22 protein-coding genes and 2 pseudogenes are annotated in these 17,464 nt (G+C 40.8%); 8 read left to right on the top strand and 16 right to left on the bottom strand.

The features are described from left to right. Nucleotides 1-9: 9 nt before the first annotated feature. The 3 genes from WA1_RS24885 to WA1_RS24875 all read right to left on the bottom strand — a co-directional run bounded on the left by WA1_RS24885 (nt 10) and on the right by WA1_RS24875 (nt 3,021). On the bottom strand, nt 10-897 hold the full coding sequence (locus WA1_RS24885; protein WP_017739811.1) for a DUF2382 domain-containing protein: 888 nt from the start codon (nt 895-897) through the stop codon (nt 10-12). Between the two features lie 121 nt (nt 898-1,018). Beyond that, nucleotides 1,019-1,960 (bottom strand): DUF2382 domain-containing protein, encoded by a 942-nt coding sequence (locus WA1_RS24880; protein ID WP_017739812.1) that lies wholly within the window; start codon nt 1,958-1,960, stop codon nt 1,019-1,021. Nucleotides 1,961-2,178: 218 nt separating this feature from the next. Then, on the bottom strand, nt 2,179-3,021 hold the full coding sequence (locus WA1_RS24875; RefSeq protein WP_017739813.1) for a DUF2382 domain-containing protein: 843 nt from the start codon (nt 3,019-3,021) through the stop codon (nt 2,179-2,181). 293 nt (nt 3,022-3,314) lie between these two features. Here WA1_RS24875 and WA1_RS24870 point away from each other — a divergent pair, with 293 nt between their 5' ends. Next, on the top strand, nt 3,315-3,953 hold the full coding sequence (locus WA1_RS24870) for a bifunctional 4-hydroxy-2-oxoglutarate aldolase/2-dehydro-3-deoxy-phosphogluconate aldolase (protein WP_017739814.1): 639 nt from the start codon (nt 3,315-3,317) through the stop codon (nt 3,951-3,953). Nucleotides 3,954-4,025: 72 nt separating this feature from the next. After that, nucleotides 4,026-4,868, top strand: a complete 843-nt coding sequence (gene rsmA, locus WA1_RS24865) for a 16S rRNA (adenine(1518)-N(6)/adenine(1519)-N(6))-dimethyltransferase RsmA (protein WP_017739815.1) — start codon at nt 4,026-4,028, stop codon at nt 4,866-4,868. 63 nt (nt 4,869-4,931) lie between these two features. Here the strand turns inward: rsmA and WA1_RS24860 are convergent, their stop codons facing one another. Beyond that, nucleotides 4,932-5,993 (bottom strand): serine hydrolase, encoded by a 1,062-nt coding sequence (locus WA1_RS24860; RefSeq protein WP_017739816.1) that lies wholly within the window; start codon nt 5,991-5,993, stop codon nt 4,932-4,934. A 210-nt stretch (nt 5,994-6,203) separates the two neighbouring features. Then, entirely contained in the window at nt 6,204-6,512 is a 309-nt protein-coding gene (locus WA1_RS24855) for a hypothetical protein (protein ID WP_017739817.1), read from the bottom strand. A gap of 173 nt (nt 6,513-6,685) precedes the next feature. Here WA1_RS24855 and ispE point away from each other — a divergent pair, with 173 nt between their 5' ends. The 3 genes from ispE to WA1_RS24840 all read left to right on the top strand — a co-directional run bounded on the left by ispE (nt 6,686) and on the right by WA1_RS24840 (nt 8,900). Beyond that, the gene (gene ispE, locus WA1_RS24850; RefSeq protein WP_017739818.1) at nt 6,686-7,636 is read left to right on the top strand and encodes a 4-(cytidine 5'-diphospho)-2-C-methyl-D-erythritol kinase; all 951 of its coding nucleotides are present in this window, start codon (nt 6,686-6,688) and stop codon (nt 7,634-7,636) included. 38 nt (nt 7,637-7,674) lie between these two features. Next, nucleotides 7,675-7,995, top strand: a complete 321-nt coding sequence (locus WA1_RS24845; protein ID WP_017739819.1) for a DUF3082 domain-containing protein — start codon at nt 7,675-7,677, stop codon at nt 7,993-7,995. Nucleotides 7,996-8,135: 140 nt separating this feature from the next. Beyond that, complete coding sequence (locus WA1_RS24840; RefSeq protein WP_017739820.1) at nt 8,136-8,900, top strand: pentapeptide repeat-containing protein; 765 nt, start codon at nt 8,136-8,138, stop codon at nt 8,898-8,900. Between the two features lie 75 nt (nt 8,901-8,975). Here the strand turns inward: WA1_RS24840 and WA1_RS24835 are convergent, their stop codons facing one another. From WA1_RS24835 to WA1_RS24815, 7 genes and pseudogenes are all read right to left on the bottom strand, one after another. Further along, complete coding sequence (locus WA1_RS24835) at nt 8,976-9,227, bottom strand: hypothetical protein (protein ID WP_017739821.1); 252 nt, start codon at nt 9,225-9,227, stop codon at nt 8,976-8,978. Nucleotides 9,228-9,285: 58 nt separating this feature from the next. Further along, on the bottom strand, nt 9,286-9,951 hold the full coding sequence (locus WA1_RS24830; RefSeq protein ID WP_017739822.1) for an SDR family oxidoreductase: 666 nt from the start codon (nt 9,949-9,951) through the stop codon (nt 9,286-9,288). Between the two features lie 485 nt (nt 9,952-10,436). Then, nucleotides 10,437-11,627, bottom strand: a complete 1,191-nt coding sequence (locus WA1_RS24825; protein WP_017739823.1) for a glycosyltransferase family 4 protein — start codon at nt 11,625-11,627, stop codon at nt 10,437-10,439. A gap of 226 nt (nt 11,628-11,853) precedes the next feature. Continuing rightward, nucleotides 11,854-13,035, bottom strand: coding sequence for a phosphoserine transaminase (locus WA1_RS24820; RefSeq protein WP_017739824.1), 1,182 nt, complete (start codon nt 13,033-13,035; stop codon nt 11,854-11,856). 199 nt (nt 13,036-13,234) lie between these two features. After that, on the bottom strand, nt 13,235-13,486 hold the full coding sequence (locus tag WA1_RS53200; RefSeq protein WP_081402936.1) for a DUF6760 family protein: 252 nt from the start codon (nt 13,484-13,486) through the stop codon (nt 13,235-13,237). A 104-nt stretch (nt 13,487-13,590) separates the two neighbouring features. Further along, nucleotides 13,591-13,743, bottom strand: coding sequence for a hypothetical protein (locus WA1_RS60200; RefSeq protein ID WP_272819222.1), 153 nt, complete (start codon nt 13,741-13,743; stop codon nt 13,591-13,593). Between the two features lie 22 nt (nt 13,744-13,765). After that, nucleotides 13,766-13,906: pseudogene (locus tag WA1_RS24815) on the bottom strand (transposase); the annotation flags it as partial. A 178-nt stretch (nt 13,907-14,084) separates the two neighbouring features. Here WA1_RS24815 and WA1_RS24810 point away from each other — a divergent pair. Together WA1_RS24810 and WA1_RS24805 are read left to right on the top strand one after the other, a co-directional pair. Next, nucleotides 14,085-14,468: a type II toxin-antitoxin system HicB family antitoxin gene (locus WA1_RS24810; RefSeq protein WP_017739826.1), complete on the top strand. Its 384-nt coding sequence runs from the start codon at nt 14,085-14,087 to the stop codon at nt 14,466-14,468. Next, entirely contained in the window at nt 14,465-14,902 is a 438-nt protein-coding gene (locus WA1_RS24805; protein WP_017739827.1) for a type II toxin-antitoxin system VapC family toxin, read from the top strand. The genes WA1_RS24810 and WA1_RS24805 overlap by 4 nt, the downstream gene beginning before the upstream one ends. A gap of 173 nt (nt 14,903-15,075) precedes the next feature. Here WA1_RS24805 and WA1_RS60195 read toward each other — a convergent pair whose 3' ends face one another. From WA1_RS60195 to WA1_RS53195, 4 genes and pseudogenes are all read right to left on the bottom strand, one after another. Continuing rightward, nucleotides 15,076-15,378 (bottom strand): hypothetical protein, encoded by a 303-nt coding sequence (locus WA1_RS60195; protein WP_272819221.1) that lies wholly within the window; start codon nt 15,376-15,378, stop codon nt 15,076-15,078. 152 nt (nt 15,379-15,530) lie between these two features. Then, nucleotides 15,531-15,656, bottom strand: a pseudogene (locus WA1_RS60190) (IS701 family transposase); the annotation flags it as partial. Nucleotides 15,657-16,112: 456 nt separating this feature from the next. Continuing rightward, entirely contained in the window at nt 16,113-16,493 is a 381-nt protein-coding gene (locus WA1_RS24795; RefSeq protein WP_017739830.1) for a hypothetical protein, read from the bottom strand. Continuing rightward, complete coding sequence (locus WA1_RS53195) at nt 16,462-16,641, bottom strand: type II toxin-antitoxin system antitoxin (protein ID WP_033334403.1); 180 nt, start codon at nt 16,639-16,641, stop codon at nt 16,462-16,464. The genes WA1_RS24795 and WA1_RS53195 overlap by 32 nt, the downstream gene beginning before the upstream one ends. 302 nt (nt 16,642-16,943) lie before the next feature. On the opposite strand from WA1_RS53195, the gene WA1_RS24790 reads away from it, so the two are divergent. Beyond that, entirely contained in the window at nt 16,944-17,312 is a 369-nt protein-coding gene (locus tag WA1_RS24790; RefSeq protein WP_017739831.1) for a hypothetical protein, read from the top strand. Nucleotides 17,313-17,464: the final 152 nt, after the last annotated feature.

Here is a 17,464-nt window from a genome sequence, read left to right as displayed (position 1 = left end):
CTAGTATCATTAACTTTTTGACGAACTTTTTGACGTGCGGGCAAACCACTCTTGATAGGTTTGCTGGTGTTCTTCATCTTCCACAACGATAGTGACTCTGACTGCTTTACAGCCGTGGTTACGTTCGAGAGCGATCGCATTTAAAAGTAAACTGGCAATTTTAGGAGAACTAAATTCACCACTGACTGTTAAACTACCATCATAACTATCAATTTGGTGAGCGTTATCTACTTCAAGAAATTCCAATTCTGCCGATATTTCCCCTTGTCTCAAATCTATTTCTGCAAGCTGTTTGCGCTCTGGGCTAACTTGTTCCACAATTAATTTTTCACTCCGAACAGGTACTTGTACCATTCGGGTTTCTATTTGCTTGCGAACAATCACTTCACCAACTTTTCTTTTGCTGCGATCTATGATTACGCGTTCTCCAAGTAAACGAACTATCTCGTCTACAGAAGTTCTATCACCATCATTTGTATTTACTATCTTGTCTAATATTTGTGAAGTATCTTGTGGATTTTCTTCTAATTTTTTTAAATTTTCTTCCATTGTATTTACTTTGCTTTCTTTATCTAAGGTGGTTTCCAAAAAATATTTTATTTCATTTTTTTTTACTTTTAAAAAAATTGATTTAGTTAGAGAATCAATTTTTTCTACTAACTTACTACTTAGTAAAAACATTTGATTATTCTCGTCAAAATTTTGAGATATACCTACAACGAAACTAATTTGACGATTGACATCAATAATTAAATCTTTTACTTCACCTACTAGCTGATGTTGCCTATCTATAACGGTAAATTTATGTACTTTTTGGCGCAAGCTTTCCAGCATAGTACTAATTCTGGCAATTTTGCTAGGATTTTTATTACCTATACTAGGCATTGTATTATTCATGGTTTTTCTTAAGAATATTAAGAATTTGTTGCTTTAACAAGCTCTAAGATCCCCGACTTCTTGGAGAAGTTGGGGATCTGACCGTTCTAGTCTTTTCAACTAGAGGTAAAAACACAAGTGATTAGCGCTCGTCAATTGGGAGACCAGGAGCGTTAACATCTAATTCTTCGCGACGAATTGTATCTTGTTCTTCTACAGTATCGCGGTCTACAACTTTTCTAACTCTGACTTCTTCACGTACAACAGTTTCCTTGCGGATGTCAGGAGTTTCTTCGTAGATTTCCATACGAGCCACTTCTCCTTCACGGAAGTTAGCTTCGCCAGGAGTAACCGCTCTACCTGCATCTGTTGGAGTCACTCGCTCAACAACCACTCTTTCTTTCTCTACTGGAACTGCAACTCTTGCTGTTTCAGTTTCGATGTGCTTGCCAATAGATACTTCACCAGATTTGATACGTCTTTTATTAGCAATTAATCGTTCTTCGTACAGTCTCAGAGTTTGATGATCGCGATCGTTTGTCTCGTACAAAGATGGTTCAGTGTCGTAACGGTATGTATCGCGATCGTATCTGGGGGTATTAGCTGTAGTTACAGGCTGATTGATTGCAGATGCAGCCGCATAATTAGCATCTAGTGGAGCAGATGCTTCTAAAGGAGTGGATGTTTCCAGAGGAGCAGATGCTTCTACAGGTCTATTAGTATTTACAGGATTACGATAAACGTTGCGTACACGCTCTTCATAATCGTAGTCAACAGTGTCACGTTCGTTGAACTCTGGCAAATTATCTGCTTGCTCTCTAGTCATTCCAACTGCATAGACACGATTTGTATTGTAATCAATGCGAGTACGACCAATAGGAAGCAGTACTTTCTTACCAAAAATCCAAAAACCTAAGTCAAGAACTAAATAGCGAAAACGACCTTCATCTTCAACTAAAACATCGCTAACTGTACCAATTTTCTGGTCGCTTGCTTCTTCATAGACACTCATTCCTTTGATGTCATCGCCATCAAATGTGTCTTTATAATTTGGATCGAAATCAGATATTTTATAAAGAGGCATACTCGTTACCCTCCAACTATTTTCATCTCTTAGTTACTTAATGGTAAAAAAATAAGTCTTATTAGCCATCTCTCCTACGAATGAATTTTAATTTGTTATTGGATAGTTGTTATTAGATAGTAGATAGTGGATAGTTGTTAGTCATCGTCGTAGTAGTAAATCATAGTCTTTACAACTAAAAACTAAAAACTAACAACTAACAACTAACAATTACTAACTTATATCCGATCGCTTGAATTTATATCCGATTTATTGGTTAATAAATCTCCCTCAGTCCGAATATCTAATTCTTCACGACGAATGGTTTCTTGCGCTTCAACAGTGTCTCGGTCTACAACTTTTCTAACTCGAACTTCCTCGCGGACAAACGCTTCTTTATGAATATCAGGTGTTTCTTCGTAGATTTCTATACGTGCAACTTCTCCTTCCTGAAACTGTAAATTGCTAGGATTGACTGCTGTTCCTGTATCTGTAGGATTGACACGCTCAATTACAACTCGCTCTTTTTCAATGGGTACTGAAACTCTTGCTGTTTCAGTTTCAATATGTTTGCCAACTGCAACTTCGCCTGTTTTAACGCGGTTCTTATTGGCAATTAACCGTTCTTCATACAATCTGAATGTTTCTTGCTTTTGGTTGTTTAAATTGTACAGCGCAGAGTCTTGCTGGTAGTCGTAGGTATCGCGATTGTGGTTTGTAGTACTAGATAGAGGACGATAAGCCTTACGCACCTGTTCTTCGTAATCGTAATCAACCGTCAAGTTTTCTCTGTATTCTGGTAAACGTTGTACTTGCTCTTTGCTCAGTCCATCTACAAAAACCCGCTTGGCATTATAATCAATACGGGCAAGACCAATTGGTAAGAGAATCTTTTTGCTAGAAAAATCGTATGCGGTATCTATAACGAGATAGCGAAAACGACCATCAGGATCTACCAACACATCGTCAACAGAGCCAATTTTCGTCCCACCTTCGGTATAGAGATCCAAAGCTTTAACATCATCGCCGCCAAAAGTATCTCTGTAGTTTGGATCGAAGTCTGCAATCTTGTAAAGAGGCATAATATTATTACTGCACTAAGAACGTCTAATTAGTAGAGTAAAAATAAATTGAAAAATTTCCCTCTTGCTGACGACTTAATTTAATTGACGCTTCAGCAGTCAAAAGTTATGAATTCCTAGAAAAGAATTATTAATTATTTTGAAGTCATCGATATTTATATCCAAAGATAGAAGAGGATGCTATGCTATCTTTTTATAAGAAGAAGAAATCAGTCTCAGGAAAGAACGTATATGAATTTTAATATCATAAGTAATACTAATTGTTTTTAGCCTTAATCTAAAATTCTAAAAAAATGTCCAATCAAGTTTGGCTATCACAACTAAAAGAACATAAAGCGATCGCAGTCATCCGTGCTCCAGAAATTTCATTGGGCTACCAAATGGCTTTAGCAGTAGCATCTGAGGGAGTCAAGTTAATTGAAATTACGTGGAATAGCCATCGTGCTGCTGAACTGATTGGTCAATTAAGAGTACAATTACCTAACTGCTTCATTGGCACTGGTACATTATTAAATATCAAGCATATGCAAGAAGCTATTGGAGCAGGAGCGCAGTTTCTCTTTACTCCTCACGTTGACTTAGTAATGATTCAAGCCGCTGTTGCTGTTGATGTCCCAATTGTACCGGGAGCGCTTTCTCCTACAGAAATCGTCACCGCTTGGGCTAGTGGCGCAAGTTGTGTCAAAGTGTTTCCTGTAGAAGCATTGGGAGGTGTTCGCTATATAAAAAGTTTGCAAGGTCCTTTAGGTCATATTCCCCTGATTCCAACAGGTGGCATTACTCTAGAAAATGCCCAGGAATTTTTACAAGCAGGTGCGATCGCTGTTGGTTTAAGCAGTCAATTATTTCCTAAAAAGTTTGTAGAGGCAAGGAATTGGCAGGCGATCGCCCAACAGGCAAGAAATTTGATACAAATAACCAGTGACCAGTGACCAGTGACCAGTGACCAGTGACCAGTGACCAATGACCAGTGACCAATGACAAATGACATAAGTGATATGAAAATGGTTAGTAAAGACTTTCAAAAGATAGCACCGCGCAAGTCCTTTGCCCAGCATTGGCTAAAAAGCGATAAAGCCCTCAACGAAATCGTTCGGGCTGCACAACTACAAAATTGCGATCGCGTTTTGGAAATTGGTCCGGGAACAGGTATTCTCACTCGCCGCCTCTTACCAGAAGTACAATCCTTGTTAGCGGTTGAGATCGATCGCGACTTGTGCAAGCGCTTGGTTAAGGAGCTTGGAAATCAAGAAAATTTCTTACTCCTACAAGGGGATTTTCTTGAACTAGATTTACTACCCCTGCTGAAATCATCTCCGGCATTTCAAAACCAAAACAAAGTTGTTGCCAACATTCCCTACAATATTACAGGACTGATTATTGAGAAATTGCTGGGTACAATAGCCAACCCAAATCCTCAACCCTACGATTTAATTGTGCTGCTGGTACAAAAAGAAGTTGCAGAAAGACTGACAACAAAAGCAGGGTCAAAAGCTTTTGGAGCACTGACTGTCAGAGTCCAGTATTTGGCAGAAGCTGAGTTAATTTGTACGGTTCCGGCGGGAGCATTTTACCCACCACCAAAGGTAGATTCAGCCGTTGTACGCCTCGTTCCCCGTAAATTTGAACCACAAGCCTTGGATGTACGGAAGTTAGAAACACTCGTTAAGTTGGGCTTTGGGGCAAAACGCAAAATGTTACGAAATAATTTGCAATCAGTTATAGAACGCGATGACTTAACCACGTTGCTAGAAGAATTAGACGTAAATCCCCAAGTTCGAGCAGAAGAACTCAGTGTCGAACAATGGGTGACATTAGCAAATAAAATAAACTTGAGTTCGACGTAAACTTACACCTCTACTTACTACGTACTGGTCACTGGTTACTGGTCACTGGTCACAGGTCACTGTTTATGGCAAACTTGTTACTTGTGAATGACTTTCGTATTCATACACAAATTGGGAAACTCGACGAATAAACTCTGTTGCTCTGGAGTCATGATTGGGTCTTCTGACCAAAATACCTGCTAAGTATATTTTTCCACTTGGTGTCTGAATAATCCCTGCATCTCCAAGCACAAATCTCAGCGTTCCAGTTTTGTGGGCAATGATAGCACCAGAACCCAAACCAGATGGAAGCATACTTTGGTTGTGGCAATGACGCATCATCTCCAAAACTTGAGAACGACTGGTGTCATTGATTAATTGATTGTTGGTAACTAGGGCAGACAATTTCACTAAGTCTTTTGCACTGGTGGTATTAGTACCGTTAACGTCTGCTAGAAGATTGCGAATTGTAGTATTTTGCAATCCCCAACTGTGAAAACGCTGATTTAGTACCGCCTTACCACCCAAACGGTCAATAATCATATTTGTGGCGGTATTATCACTGATAGTCATCATCTTAGTTGCAGTTTGCAAGATGGTAAATCGACTACCAACAGATTTACTTTGCATATCTCCGGAACCACCAGCAACTAAGTCCTGTCGCATAACCACAGGTTCATCAAGACGCACTCTACCAGCTTCTATTTCCTGAAATAACGCTATCAAAATTGGGAATTTAATGGTGCTAGCTGCTGGAAATGCTTTGTCTCCATTAATATTCAAATAATCACCAGTTTGTAAATCTAAGAAAAACATTCCTGGGAGGAGAAAACTGTAACGCTCCATTAAAGCTCGAATTTGAGAATTGAGCGTTGACATTTCTTTGCCTAAAGGAACAATTTCTGCAAATGAAGCGCGATCGCCTAGATTTACAGAATTAGTTTCAGATTTTGGGGCAATAAATTCAATTTCCGGTAAATTAGTTAATTCTTTTGAATAATTATTACCTGCAATGCTATTAGAGTATTTACCCTGAGCGATCGCTCTTGATTGGTTACTATACGTAGATTGTGATAGAGTTGCTTTTGCTGGAGAACATAGCAATACAATAGTGGTGAGGTTTAATACGAACCAGTGTAATTTCATTCGTGTGCTAGGAGGTTTTATCTGTAATCGCTACTCAAATTTTTTTGCATCTTATTCATAAATTAGTGCAATTGTCAAGATCGGGAAAAATTTTCTTGAAACCTTTACACTTCAAAGATTTTTAATGTATTCTTCTCTGCAACAATTTTGCTTTTGCGCCTTTGCGTGAGACAAAAGTATAGTGATTTAGAATTTATTTTTCTTTACAATTCATTGAAAATGCAGATTCTCTCGTAGACCCCCATTACGGTACAAATATTGAGTTGACCACTGTTCACAAGCTTCTACAATCGCGCTCAACTCTTCTGAACTAAGGAGTTCATCTGGTTTTTCAGACGCCAGAATCTTAGCCGCTTCAGATGCTAACTTCTGTTCCACACCATACCTAAGCAGTTCTGCTTGATAAAGGTTCTCGTTTTCTTGGACTAGCTTGAAAAAGTAAGGAGTCATTAATTTTTCAAGATAACAACTTGCTAATACTTTATTTTGTAAATCAGGAGTGCGGTACGCAGCTAGCAACAGAAAGATAAAATTTTCCTTTTTTAAGGTAGTTGTAATATTAGAACTAAAGAAGCGGTCGTGTCAAGAAATAATTTACATTTGGTCTAAAAACGTAAATGCCTGACATAATGAGTTTGTTATTTATCTAGCGCTGAAGATCAACTCCTAACTCCTAGCTCTTAACTTTACGTATGCGTAGTTACACCTTAATAGCCCCTGCCAAAATCAACTTATATCTAGAAATTATTGGCGATCGCTCTGATGGGTATCACGAGTTAGTTATGATACTCCAGAGTATTGACCTTGCAGATGAAATTCATTTACAAGCAGGCAGTATTGATGCCATCCGCCTTCGCTGTAACTATCCAGAATTACCAACGGACAGAGGTAATTTAGCATACCGTGCTGCTGAATTAATGACAGTAAAATTTCCAGTAGCCTACGCAAAATATGGTGGTGTAGACATTAACATTCAAAAGCGGATCCCTATAGCCGCAGGGTTAGCAGGAGGTTCGGCAAATGCAGCAGCTGTATTGGTAGGAATAGATTTACTGTGGAACTTAGGTCTGACTCTCACAGAATTAGAGCAACTTGGATCTCTACTAGGTTCGGATATACCATTTTGTGTGGGGGGAGGGACTGCGATCGCAACAGGCAGAGGCGAGCAACTTTCGCCACTGAATGCTTTAGATAACATATATATAGTATTGGGGAAATACCGCAGCCTAGAAGTTTCTACCGCTTGGGCATACAAAACCTATCGACAGCAATTTGGGGAAACTTATCTCAGAGATACAGAAAGCTTGGCAGCCCGTGCGGCGGCAGTTCATTCCGGATCGATGGTAAAAGCTATAGTAAATAGAGATCCAAAAGAAATTGCCGAAAAGCTGCACAACGATTTAGAGCGTGTAGTGTTGCCAGAGTATCCGCAAGTCTTGCAACTACGAGAAACATTTGCAGCTGCTGGGGTTTTAGGAACAATGATGTCTGGTTCTGGTCCAACCGTGTTTGGGATTTGTGAATCTCAACAGCAGGCGGAACAAGTGAAAACTCGTGTTAGAGAAACTATTCCTGACAAGGATTTAGAATTATTCGTTACTCAAACCATTACACATGGAGTACAGTTAACAGTAAATCGTTAACTACGGCTAAACTGATAACTAATAACCAATAACTGATTATGGCAGACCAAAAGATCGCGCAACAAACAGACTCTCAAGCGCAAGTATCGGCAACACCTTTACGCTGCATAATAGGAGCCTTGATTTCAGGGGTATTAACCTATGGATTGTACTCTCTAATGGTTGCCATAGCTACAACCTATGCCAATAAACCCATTGCATCAAACAGCCAATTAGCGGCCAATATTGCTTCTGCTGTCCGGACTTTGGTTATAGGTGTAACTGCTTTAGGGAGTGGAGTCTTTGGCATGGTAACAATAGGATTGTTGGCGTTAGCAGTGCAACTGGTTGTGCAGAAACAAACAGAAAAACAAAACTAAACTGCTGAGCTTTTGATCTCGAAATGAAAGCAGCAGGAATTAAAGCTAATTAACGATAAACAGGGATTTGTTTTGCCTTCTACCAAAAAGGAGTAAATTTTTCAGATTTCATCTTTAAAGAAGCTTAACGTAAACTTGTAATGGTAAGTCATAAATTGTTGGCTTTGATTTCGTCCGGTGTCCAAGCTTGGAATGAATGGAGGGAAAAAAATCCTGAAATTAAACCAGACTTAAGTAATATTGAATTTTCGACTATCTTAGATGGTATAAACTTCAGTCATGCAAATCTTAAAGGAGTCAAAATTTACGAAGCCGAACTGCGAAACGCGAATTTTAACAACGCAGACTTAAGTGGTGTTGATTTTAGCATTGCAGACTTAAGTGGAGCCAATCTGAGCCATGCTAACCTTAGTGATGGGCTGTTTTTGGCGTCAGTGGAGTTTAGTGGAGCTAATTTGAGTGGAGCAAACCTCGCAAGAGCAGACTTTGGGGTATGTGTTATTGATTGCGGTCTTTTGTTTCGAGGGAGTTTAAGTGGAGTCAACCTCAGTCATGCAAATCTCCATCACGCCAGTTTGCGCTTTGCAGATCTTAACGACGCAAACCTTCATGGAGCTAATCTCTCTGGGGCGGATCTTTGTGCCGCCGATTTGAAGGGAGCCAATCTTTTTGGAGCCGACCTCAGCTATGCTGATTTGAGAGGAGCCGATTTCAGCAATGCCAATCTTACACACGCAAACCTCAGTCATGCAAAATTGGTCGGTTCACCTGATTTTGAAAAATTAGGAATCTATGACCTGAGTTATTTGAATGAAAGAAGAGTGAACTTTAGCAAAGCCAACTTTCTTGGGGCTTGTTTACATCCAACAGGTCTCGAATTCATCTTGTCCAGCTCCGTAAATTAAGTCTCCATACGTCTGCCATTTAGGTATTGAGTCCGCTTGTATGCGTCTCATGTTGCAGGTTCATTGAGCTTAAATTTAGCAAAAATCTAAGTCTTCTATAACAATTGGTACTTGAAATGGCTCGGCGAGCCTGACCAATTGAGCAACAGTTTTACCGATAATATCCTGAGTTTGGTGAGAGCGTTTATCTTGGACATTTATCTTGATTGACCCATGTTTTTTCAGGTTTCCATGACGATCTATCAATGTCCAATCGATTGAAGTTGGATTAAAATCAATACCTAATGCACCGTTTGTCAAAGAGGTTTCGACAACTCTCCGTGTCACTGCGTCTTAAAGTCTCCATGTCACACGGTTTTAGAGTTTTCTTAGTGCCATTCGGTTGTTAGCTTGCCCCTTGAAACAACATTTCTGACTGAAATTTATCTGTCGGCTGACGATATAGTTCCAAAAACGCTTCTCCAATTTTATTGGGATCGAAAGGAGTGTCCGGAGCAACTTGACCCATAATACTGACCATGCCAACCCGAATACCTGTGTCAGCTAATTCCTGAGCAAGCGTGAGGGCAAGGCTTCGCAATCCTGCCTTGCCAATACTAATGGATGATGCTTCGTCCCAAGGATAATGCGCCCAGCCACCCCCTGTAAAAAGCAGGCTTCCTTGCCCTTTAGATCGCATCGCTGGTAAAACGGCTTTCACGGCCACCAGTGCCCCGACAACATTCACACTAAAATCTTGGGCAAGTTGGGTCGTAGTTAATGTGGTCGGTTTACCAAAAGTCGGAGACACCACATTGTAAACGAGGACTTCTGCTAGGCCATGCTCTTGTTGGAGCTTGGCGATCGCATCAGTCAACGATGACTCATTGCTCACATCGGCGGCTGCAATAGACACTTCAATGCCTATATCGGTTAATGACTGGAGTGCATCGGTGTATTTAGAGGGATTGCGAGCAATTAGCCCTAGCTGAAAACCAGCTTTGCCGAATGCGTCAGCAATACCCATCCCTACTCCGGCTCCAAATCCAACAATGATGCAAAGTGGTTTCATAATTTCTCCTGGTATATAGAGAGGACAAGTTCAGTGAATTAGAGGGCTTTCGTTACACCACCGTTCACTTTGAAGCGTTAGAAATCATCTTTGGCGCGGCATTCATTATTTTAACTGCTGAACTTTACAGTAGAAGATTTAATAGTCGCGATATTCCATGTTCTTGCTAATTTTGGTACAAAATTGCTTTTTCAGAGAATGTAGTGAATAGCACATCAGTCCTGTGTTCAAGTTCTTTAGAGACAAATGCTTCCCATCCCTCTGTATCAACCGTAGACTATCATTTTTTTATACCTGTACACTCGTCCCTGCTTTTCGTACATTTAAATTTTCGCTCCTCGCGATCGCCTGTCTTAGTCTAAACGCCAGTAGTGAGCCATTTCTGATCACTAGTGTTCCATGAAGACCAAGCACCCATTGCTTTACGGATAGCTGAACGCTTTAGGACTGCCGGAATATCAAACATTAATTTGTATTAAGTTCCCTTAGAACTGACACAATTTGTGTAGTATATTTAAAGTCTCTGTGACCATTCTTTCTTCAGAAAACTCCTGAATTCGTTGTTGCGCTTTGTGAGCCATCTCCTGCATATCTGTAGGATGTCTAAGTGCCCAACTTATAGCTTCTAACAATCCACGACTATCTTCTTTACGGCATAGTAAGCCGTGCATTTTATCCTGAACTATCTCAGGAATTCCACTAGCATCGGTGGTAACAATTGGTAACCCATATGCCATTGCTTCACAAAGTGCAAATGGCTGGCCTTCATAGCGGGTAGGAAAAACAAAAATATTAGCAGATTTGAGGAATTTTATAACCTCAGTTCTGCTTCTATAACCAAGAAAGAAAACTTTATCTTCTACACAATACTCCCGAACCTTATTGAGTAATTGTTCTCTTAGTTGACCGTCTCCAATCCATACAAACCTCAAATCGGGGAAATCTTTAGTCAAGTCAGGAATGGTTGGAATTAGGTCTTCATGTCCTTTCTGAGCATTTAGACGAGCAACTGTTAGTGCAATTTGACTATTTTCAGGCACTTGAAGTTCTTGACGCACTTGACGGCGTAATAGGGCAATATCTTCATTACTATCTTGATTGACAGTCGGTGTCACTTTCGCACCATTGTAAATACAAATAACTTCATGGCTTGGCATCTGAAATAATTTACAAATAATACTTCGGTTATTTTCTGAAACAGCAATCCATTGCTGATTCCTAGCTCTTGCCCAATCATAGATTTTTAAACGATTCTGATTCATTGGAACCAGAAAAGGGCATAACTGAAACACAACTGCTGTTGGTATTTTTAATAGCCCACATGCAACTATGCTACCTAAGCAGTTTTCGGGCCAGGGAAGACTTATATGTACCACATCTGGTTTCGTTATCAGAAGTAAACGAACTGTACGCATTAGGGAAGGTAAGTATGTTCTTATTGTCTTGAGTGTTGAGGTATCTGTCTCTGCTATCTCTAAGGGATGATAGCTTACACCCTTTTCCTGAAAATTTTGAACTAGGGATGCGGTCATTTCTCTTTTTGGAAACGCCACAGAAACATCCCAACCCTCTTTTACTGCTGCTGATGCAATCGTTAAAGCATATTCCTCAACACCAGCACGTTGAGTGGAGGAAAATATTTGCAACAGCTTGGTTCTTTTTTCGGTAGAATGCATACAAATTCTCCAATTGTTAGAAAAGTTCACAGTGAAGCCTAAAGCACGACGTGCGTAGCCATCAAAATGACTCCCCTGCACGTTTGCAGAGGATACAACCAAGCCTTATAGCATTTTGAATTTTAGATGCGTGGATTTTGGATTGAATAAGCCTAAACTTCATTTCACACAACTATCTGTCGCATTCTTTTTTCAGGTAGTGTTGCTTTGCGATGGAGCCGATCGCTTATGCTCCTGCTTTCTCGAAATCAGCTTTAACCGTAGCAAAAGCCCAATCCAACCAAGGTAACAAGGCTTCGATATCCGAAGTTTCTACCGTTGCACCGCCCCAAATTCTGATTCCTGGAGGAGCAGAACGATAGGATGCAATATCGTAAGCAACCTCTTTTTGTTCCAGAACTTTAGCCAGTTTTTTGGCAAATTCTGCTTGCTTCTCTGAGCTTAAAGTTGCAAACCAAGAATCCTTAATTTGCAGGCAAATAGAAGTACAGGAGCGAGTTTCAGGATTCTCTGCTAGGAATGCAGCCCAAGTGCTTTTCTCAACCCAACGGGCGATCGCTGCTAGATTGGCTTCACTGCGGCGAATCAGACCTGGAAGCCCACCAATACTTTCTGCCCAGATTAAACCATCAAGTGCATCTTCCACGCACAGCATTGATGGCGTATTGATAGTGTCTCCTTTAAATACACCTTCAATCAACTTGCCTTTTTGAGTGAGACGGAAAATCTTTGGTATGGGTCTACCTGGGTCATAGCTTTCCAAACGTTCGACTGCGCGTGGTGACAGCACAATCACTCCGTGCTGTGCTTCTCCACCCAAGACCTTTTGCCAAGAATAGGTCACGACATCCAGCTTTTCCCAAGGGATATCCATTGCAAATACCGCAGAAGTCGCATCACAAATAGTCAGACCTTGGCGATCGTCTTGTATCCAATCACCATTAGGTGACCTCACACCAGATGTTGTTCCGTTCCACAAAAACACAACATCATGACTAAAATCAACTTGGTGTAAATCGGGTAAACTACCATAAGGTGCCTTCATGATGCGAGCATCAGGCAACTTTAGCTCATCTACCACATCTTTCACCCATTCCTGACCAAAACTTTCCCATGCCAATATATCTAGGGGAAGTTTTCCTAGCAACGACCACATTGCCATTTCCACTGCGCCTGTATCGGAAGCAGGAACAATACCCAAACGATAGTCTGAGGGAACACCAAGAATTTTCTTGGAGCGTTCAATCACTTCTGCTAACTTGGCTTTACCATCTGTAGAACGGTGAGAACGACCCACACAAGCATTGGCTAGTTTTTCCACCGACCAACCAGGGCGTTTTGCACAAGGACCGGAGGAAAAATGAGAAATGTTGGGTTTAATAGTTGGGAGAGAGAGATGCTCTGACATAAAGAGAACTTAGTGCAGCAGTATGGCATTAGGTTAGCTAGTTTACAGCATACCGAGTTTATTCTTCAAAATTGTTTACATTTTTTTAGTAGTTTGGGAAAAAAAATGACAATTGGTGTCACACCTTAGTAGGTATCTTAGGCAGCTGGTAAAGTAACAATGCCCAGTTCGTATGTACAAAAAGCTCCTTTCATGTTTTCTACTGCTTGATTTTAGCTATTTCTGTTACCCAATGGCGACGGTTATCGTGTTCTAAGTTAAGAATGTCTTCTAAAGACCAATGGAAGTGATAAGCGATACAGGCTACCTCCTCGTGTAATTGCTCTAAGGGGTAGCCTATGACTCCCCCGATAAAACTAACTCCACACTGAAATGTAAGAAGTCTCGTTGTAGTACTAGAACACCGATTCAGTAACAGGCGATCGTAAGGTAAGTCAGTCAGCCCAGTCAAAAAAGTTGGTAAGTAATAGTTGTATGAACGAATCCAAAAGCAAAAGTGAGTTGAAGAGAATGAAAATCACATAGCTGGGTGAAGGGGGTCGAGACAATTTGCTATCAACCACCTCTTGGGGCGATAAGTTGGGTACGGCTTGCGGCTAAGCGATCATAAGGTAAGTGCGATCGCTTGTTACTGAATCGGTGTTCTAGGTGAAGTGAGAAAACCTGAAAAAAGAAGAGGGCAATAGTAGTAGAGTTGTTGTTTACCACAACGACAACGGCTCTTGCGTACTTAACGTGCTAAATTGATAGGATAATGCCAAGCTAGTAAAGCTCTAATCTCAAAATTGCGAAAGTTTTTAAATCCAAATCCACTTCTCTTTATTAACTTCAATTTATTATTGATTCCTTCTACTACTCCACTGGTAGGTCTGAGCGATCGCATCCTGAGATTAGCATCTCACAGATCGGCAGTCATGAGCTTTGCACCTGTGAGGTTTGCTTTGAAGAGCTTTACATCTGTGAGGTGTGACTGTATGCTCTCAGTTACGTTTCAAATTTCAGGACGGCTTTTGCGTTAAAATTAGAGTATATAAATAAAAGGAAAAAGTATGATCGGTTTTAGTCCTTCAACGAGTTCTGAGAGAGATACGTCTAAGCTAACCTATAGTGTACTGGTTGAAAGTGAGCATGATGGTAGATTTAGTGCAGTGGTACTAGGCTTATCCGACTGTAAAAGCTCTGGTAAAACTGAAAATGAAGCGTTGGAGAACCTACAGCAGCTTTTGCAGAAACGTTTACAAAATTCAAGAATTGTTACTTTAGAAATTGATTCACCCAAAAATGATAATCCTTGGTTCAATGTGGCTGGAATGTACAAAGATAATCCACTCTTTGATGAGGTTTTGGCTGATATAGAAGCAGAACACCATAAACTTGATGTAGAAATCGAGGAGTACTATAAGCAAATCGATGCAGAGGATGAGATAAAGTGACAGTTGTTCGGGTGCTTGATACTGACCATTTATCACTTTTTCAAAGAGAACATCCAACTGTTACACGGCGTCTCAACCAAATTAATTTTGTAAATACAGCTATAACAGTTGTGACATTGGAAGAACAAATGAAAGGATGGCTGAATGTAATTAATAAGTATAACGATCGACCTTCCCAATCTGAAAAACTGATACTGGCTTACAAGGGATTAAGAGATGGTGTCGAATATCTTAACAAACTCAAAATACTTGACTTTGACTTGCCTGCTTACAATTCTTATCAAGAATTAGTTCGTCAGAGAATTCGTATAGGTACGAGAGACTTACGTATTGCTGCTATTACTCTGTCTATAAAAGGTATTTTAGTTACACGTAATACTAAAGATTTTGCAAAAGTTCCTAATTTACAAATAGAAGATTGGACAATACCTTAACGTGACTAGAATTCGGCGCAAAGATGGAGATATTCGTTGGATTCGCTCTATTGGTCTCTCACCTCTTTTCTCAGCGTACTCTGCGTCTCGGCGGTTAAATAAATGATTTTTGAACCGCTGAGTACGCTGAGAGTGAAGATGAGGAATTGCCACCTGAATCAAAATTTTATGAGCTACCTTGACAGAGCTACTTTTATCAATAGAACAAACAGCCATAATTGCCACCAGGGATGAGATTCCCAGATTAAAGTTCCTTGAGGCAAGTTTTTCGGTAACGCTAGGGTCAAGGAATCTTGTCCCCCAACAGTAGCATTGTCCAGTTCAATATCAAAAGTCAAGGGTAAGCTTTTTCCACGCCAGTGACGACGCCACCACTTCTGAGGTTTCACCTTCAATGCAACTATTCGCTTCTGACCTGGTGATATCTGCAATACCTTGGGTTGCGCTGTATAGCTGACGGTCTGTGGAGGGGTCAACAATAATTGGATTCCCCTCTAGGTCAATGGCAATACCCGGTTGAATTTCTAACCAACGGCGATAAGCTGGGTACAGCCAGATTTCGCGATCGCGAAATCTGGCTGACGCTTGTGCTGGTGGTGAGGTAAGTCGCACACCCAAGCCACAAACAATGTGACAAATCTTTCATAATTTCTGCTAAACGTGTACACCCTGGATACTTTGATTCTGCTAGTAAAAACAGAGTGTAAATGTTGAGATCGCACTTGGCGGTAGATGGCTTGGTAATCGATCTCATTGTCCGTACCCTCAATAGAGATAATGTAAATTATCCTTCTTTTCTGTTCCCTAGTGATTAGCTAAGGCGTAGCCCTCCAAAGGAATCACCTATATTTTTCGGTTTTTTAGTACTTCATTTATTGTCTCACTTGTCAATGCGTAAGTTCTGTAATGGTAGATCGCTCTGTACCGTCGGTCAAGATGCGCTTGCCAACAGCGTTCTGAGTTTTTTAGTATTCCAAGTTAGCATTCTAATCTTTACCGTTACGGAAACTTTTCCATAACGGCGAGCTAGCTATTTACTATAGACAAAAGTCTATGTTTTTTGTCTTTATAGGATTATATCTCTATGGAAAAACCTTTTCATAGATTTTGTCTATGCTGTTTCGCGTGAACAAAGAATATTTCTATGATGCGTGCATGAGGTTATCCATAGAATATTTCTATGCTTATTCAGAAAAATCCAGCATATTTCTTACAGTGGACTGCTGCCACCATTGCGATCGCGTAGATATTCCCAAATCTGCCGAATTTCGGTTCGGAATTCTTGGCGGTCAATAGCTGCTTGCTGTCGGTCTTGGGCTGCTTCGGCTGCTAAAGAATCTACACGGTTGGTTACTTCAACAACATTGATAGTCAGTGCGTCTACTCTTTGGTTGACTGCGGCTACATTCTCGGTAAGTTGCTGGATGTTAGCAACCAGAACGTCAATGGTGTTACTTTGACCGTTGATGTTAAAACGAGTAGCAGCGATCGCATCATTCTGGGCTAGCACTGTTTCGCCAACGTTGGCAAACAGTGTCTCTAAGCGGCTAAGTCGCTCCTCAGTAGTTGGCGGTTGTCCTGTGTTGGTCATTTTCCTCCTTCTTCTTGTCTATCGCTTGCTCTAACAGCATTGTTATAAGGTTGTTAACCGATCGATGTTCATCCTCAGCCCATTGTTTAAGAAAATCATGCTTATCTGGATCGAGGTAGACCATCACTCGTGGTTTTTTGGTAGGCATCTACAAGTACATATAAGTGCTATCGCTTATCAGCAATTGTCACCCTTACAGCGAGTTTTGGAAAGAGGTGTTGTACTTATTAGTACTTATTGCTATATTAGCAAGTGTAAGGGATGAGCGCAAGCAGAGTGCCAAGACAAACGCAAAATCATTCAAAGAAGTGAAGATAAATAAAGCTCTAGTGCGGTTTTCAGGCTTTCCGGGCTTCTAAAAAATAATTAAGCGTCCATATCGCGCTCCGATGCGCCCATCTCCGTTAAATCATTATCAAATCGTCCATATCGCACAACATAGGAGGATATGTGCAAATCCCCAGAATCTTTAATTTGGGCGAGTTTGCGGTGGGAGAGGCTTTGTACTCAAACTCGCCACTGTCAAAACAAGCGTTAAGTCAAATTTTGGCAACCTCTCGCCCAACTATTCAACGCTACGAAGCGATCGCTTATCGGGAAGTCCCAGATTTTCGCTTGGATTACCCCGAACTACTGCGAGAGCAATGGAAAATACGCAAAGCATCCAGAGATAGAACAGTAGCATATCTTACAGTCCTCTCACTCATTAAGTCCTTCCTCACCGCGTCTCCGCGTCCCCAAGTCTCCGCGTCGCACTTCGAGCGTGCCATTCGGGGTAGGGGCGCAAGGCATTGCGCCCTTACAAAGGGTATAGATTAACCCGGACGATCCTCCCCGCAAGTGGGAAGCTTGGAACGATAGAACTTGGCAGCCGATTCTACGAGATAAAGACGACGATAAAACCAAAGGTTTCAGCTTTAGTGAAATAGCACAACCAACAGAAGGAGCCGATGTCGTTCTCCATTTACCCC

It is taken from the genome of Scytonema hofmannii PCC 7110, assembly GCF_000346485.2.
GTDB lineage: Bacteria > Cyanobacteriota > Cyanobacteriia > Cyanobacteriales > Nostocaceae > Scytonema > Scytonema hofmannii.
The sequence above is the reverse complement of the archived record's forward strand: the minus strand, read 5'-3'. Positions and strand labels throughout refer to the sequence as shown.

Excerpts from the sequence above, each read along its gene's own strand:
- WA1_RS24885 (WP_017739811.1), bottom strand. The coding sequence starts at position 897 with ATGAATAATACAATGCCTAGTATAGGTAATAAAAATCCTAGCAAAATT.
- WA1_RS24880 (WP_017739812.1), bottom strand. The coding sequence starts at position 1,960 with ATGCCTCTTTATAAAATATCTGATTTCGATCCAAATTATAAAGACACA.
- WA1_RS24875 (WP_017739813.1), bottom strand. The coding sequence starts at position 3,021 with ATGCCTCTTTACAAGATTGCAGACTTCGATCCAAACTACAGAGATACT.
- WA1_RS24870 (WP_017739814.1), top strand. The coding sequence starts at position 3,315 with ATGTCCAATCAAGTTTGGCTATCACAACTAAAAGAACATAAAGCGATC.
- rsmA (WP_017739815.1), top strand. The coding sequence starts at position 4,026 with ATGGTTAGTAAAGACTTTCAAAAGATAGCACCGCGCAAGTCCTTTGCC.
- WA1_RS24860 (WP_017739816.1), bottom strand. The coding sequence starts at position 5,993 with ATGAAATTACACTGGTTCGTATTAAACCTCACCACTATTGTATTGCTA.
- ispE (WP_017739818.1), top strand. The coding sequence starts at position 6,686 with ATGCGTAGTTACACCTTAATAGCCCCTGCCAAAATCAACTTATATCTA.
- WA1_RS24845 (WP_017739819.1), top strand. The coding sequence starts at position 7,675 with ATGGCAGACCAAAAGATCGCGCAACAAACAGACTCTCAAGCGCAAGTA.
- WA1_RS24840 (WP_017739820.1), top strand. The coding sequence starts at position 8,136 with ATGGTAAGTCATAAATTGTTGGCTTTGATTTCGTCCGGTGTCCAAGCT.
- WA1_RS24830 (WP_017739822.1), bottom strand. The coding sequence starts at position 9,951 with ATGAAACCACTTTGCATCATTGTTGGATTTGGAGCCGGAGTAGGGATG.
- WA1_RS24825 (WP_017739823.1), bottom strand. The coding sequence starts at position 11,627 with ATGCATTCTACCGAAAAAAGAACCAAGCTGTTGCAAATATTTTCCTCC.
- WA1_RS24820 (WP_017739824.1), bottom strand. The coding sequence starts at position 13,035 with ATGTCAGAGCATCTCTCTCTCCCAACTATTAAACCCAACATTTCTCAT.
- WA1_RS24810 (WP_017739826.1), top strand. The coding sequence starts at position 14,085 with ATGATCGGTTTTAGTCCTTCAACGAGTTCTGAGAGAGATACGTCTAAG.
- WA1_RS24795 (WP_017739830.1), bottom strand. The coding sequence starts at position 16,493 with ATGACCAACACAGGACAACCGCCAACTACTGAGGAGCGACTTAGCCGC.
- WA1_RS53195 (WP_033334403.1), bottom strand. The coding sequence starts at position 16,641 with ATGCCTACCAAAAAACCACGAGTGATGGTCTACCTCGATCCAGATAAG.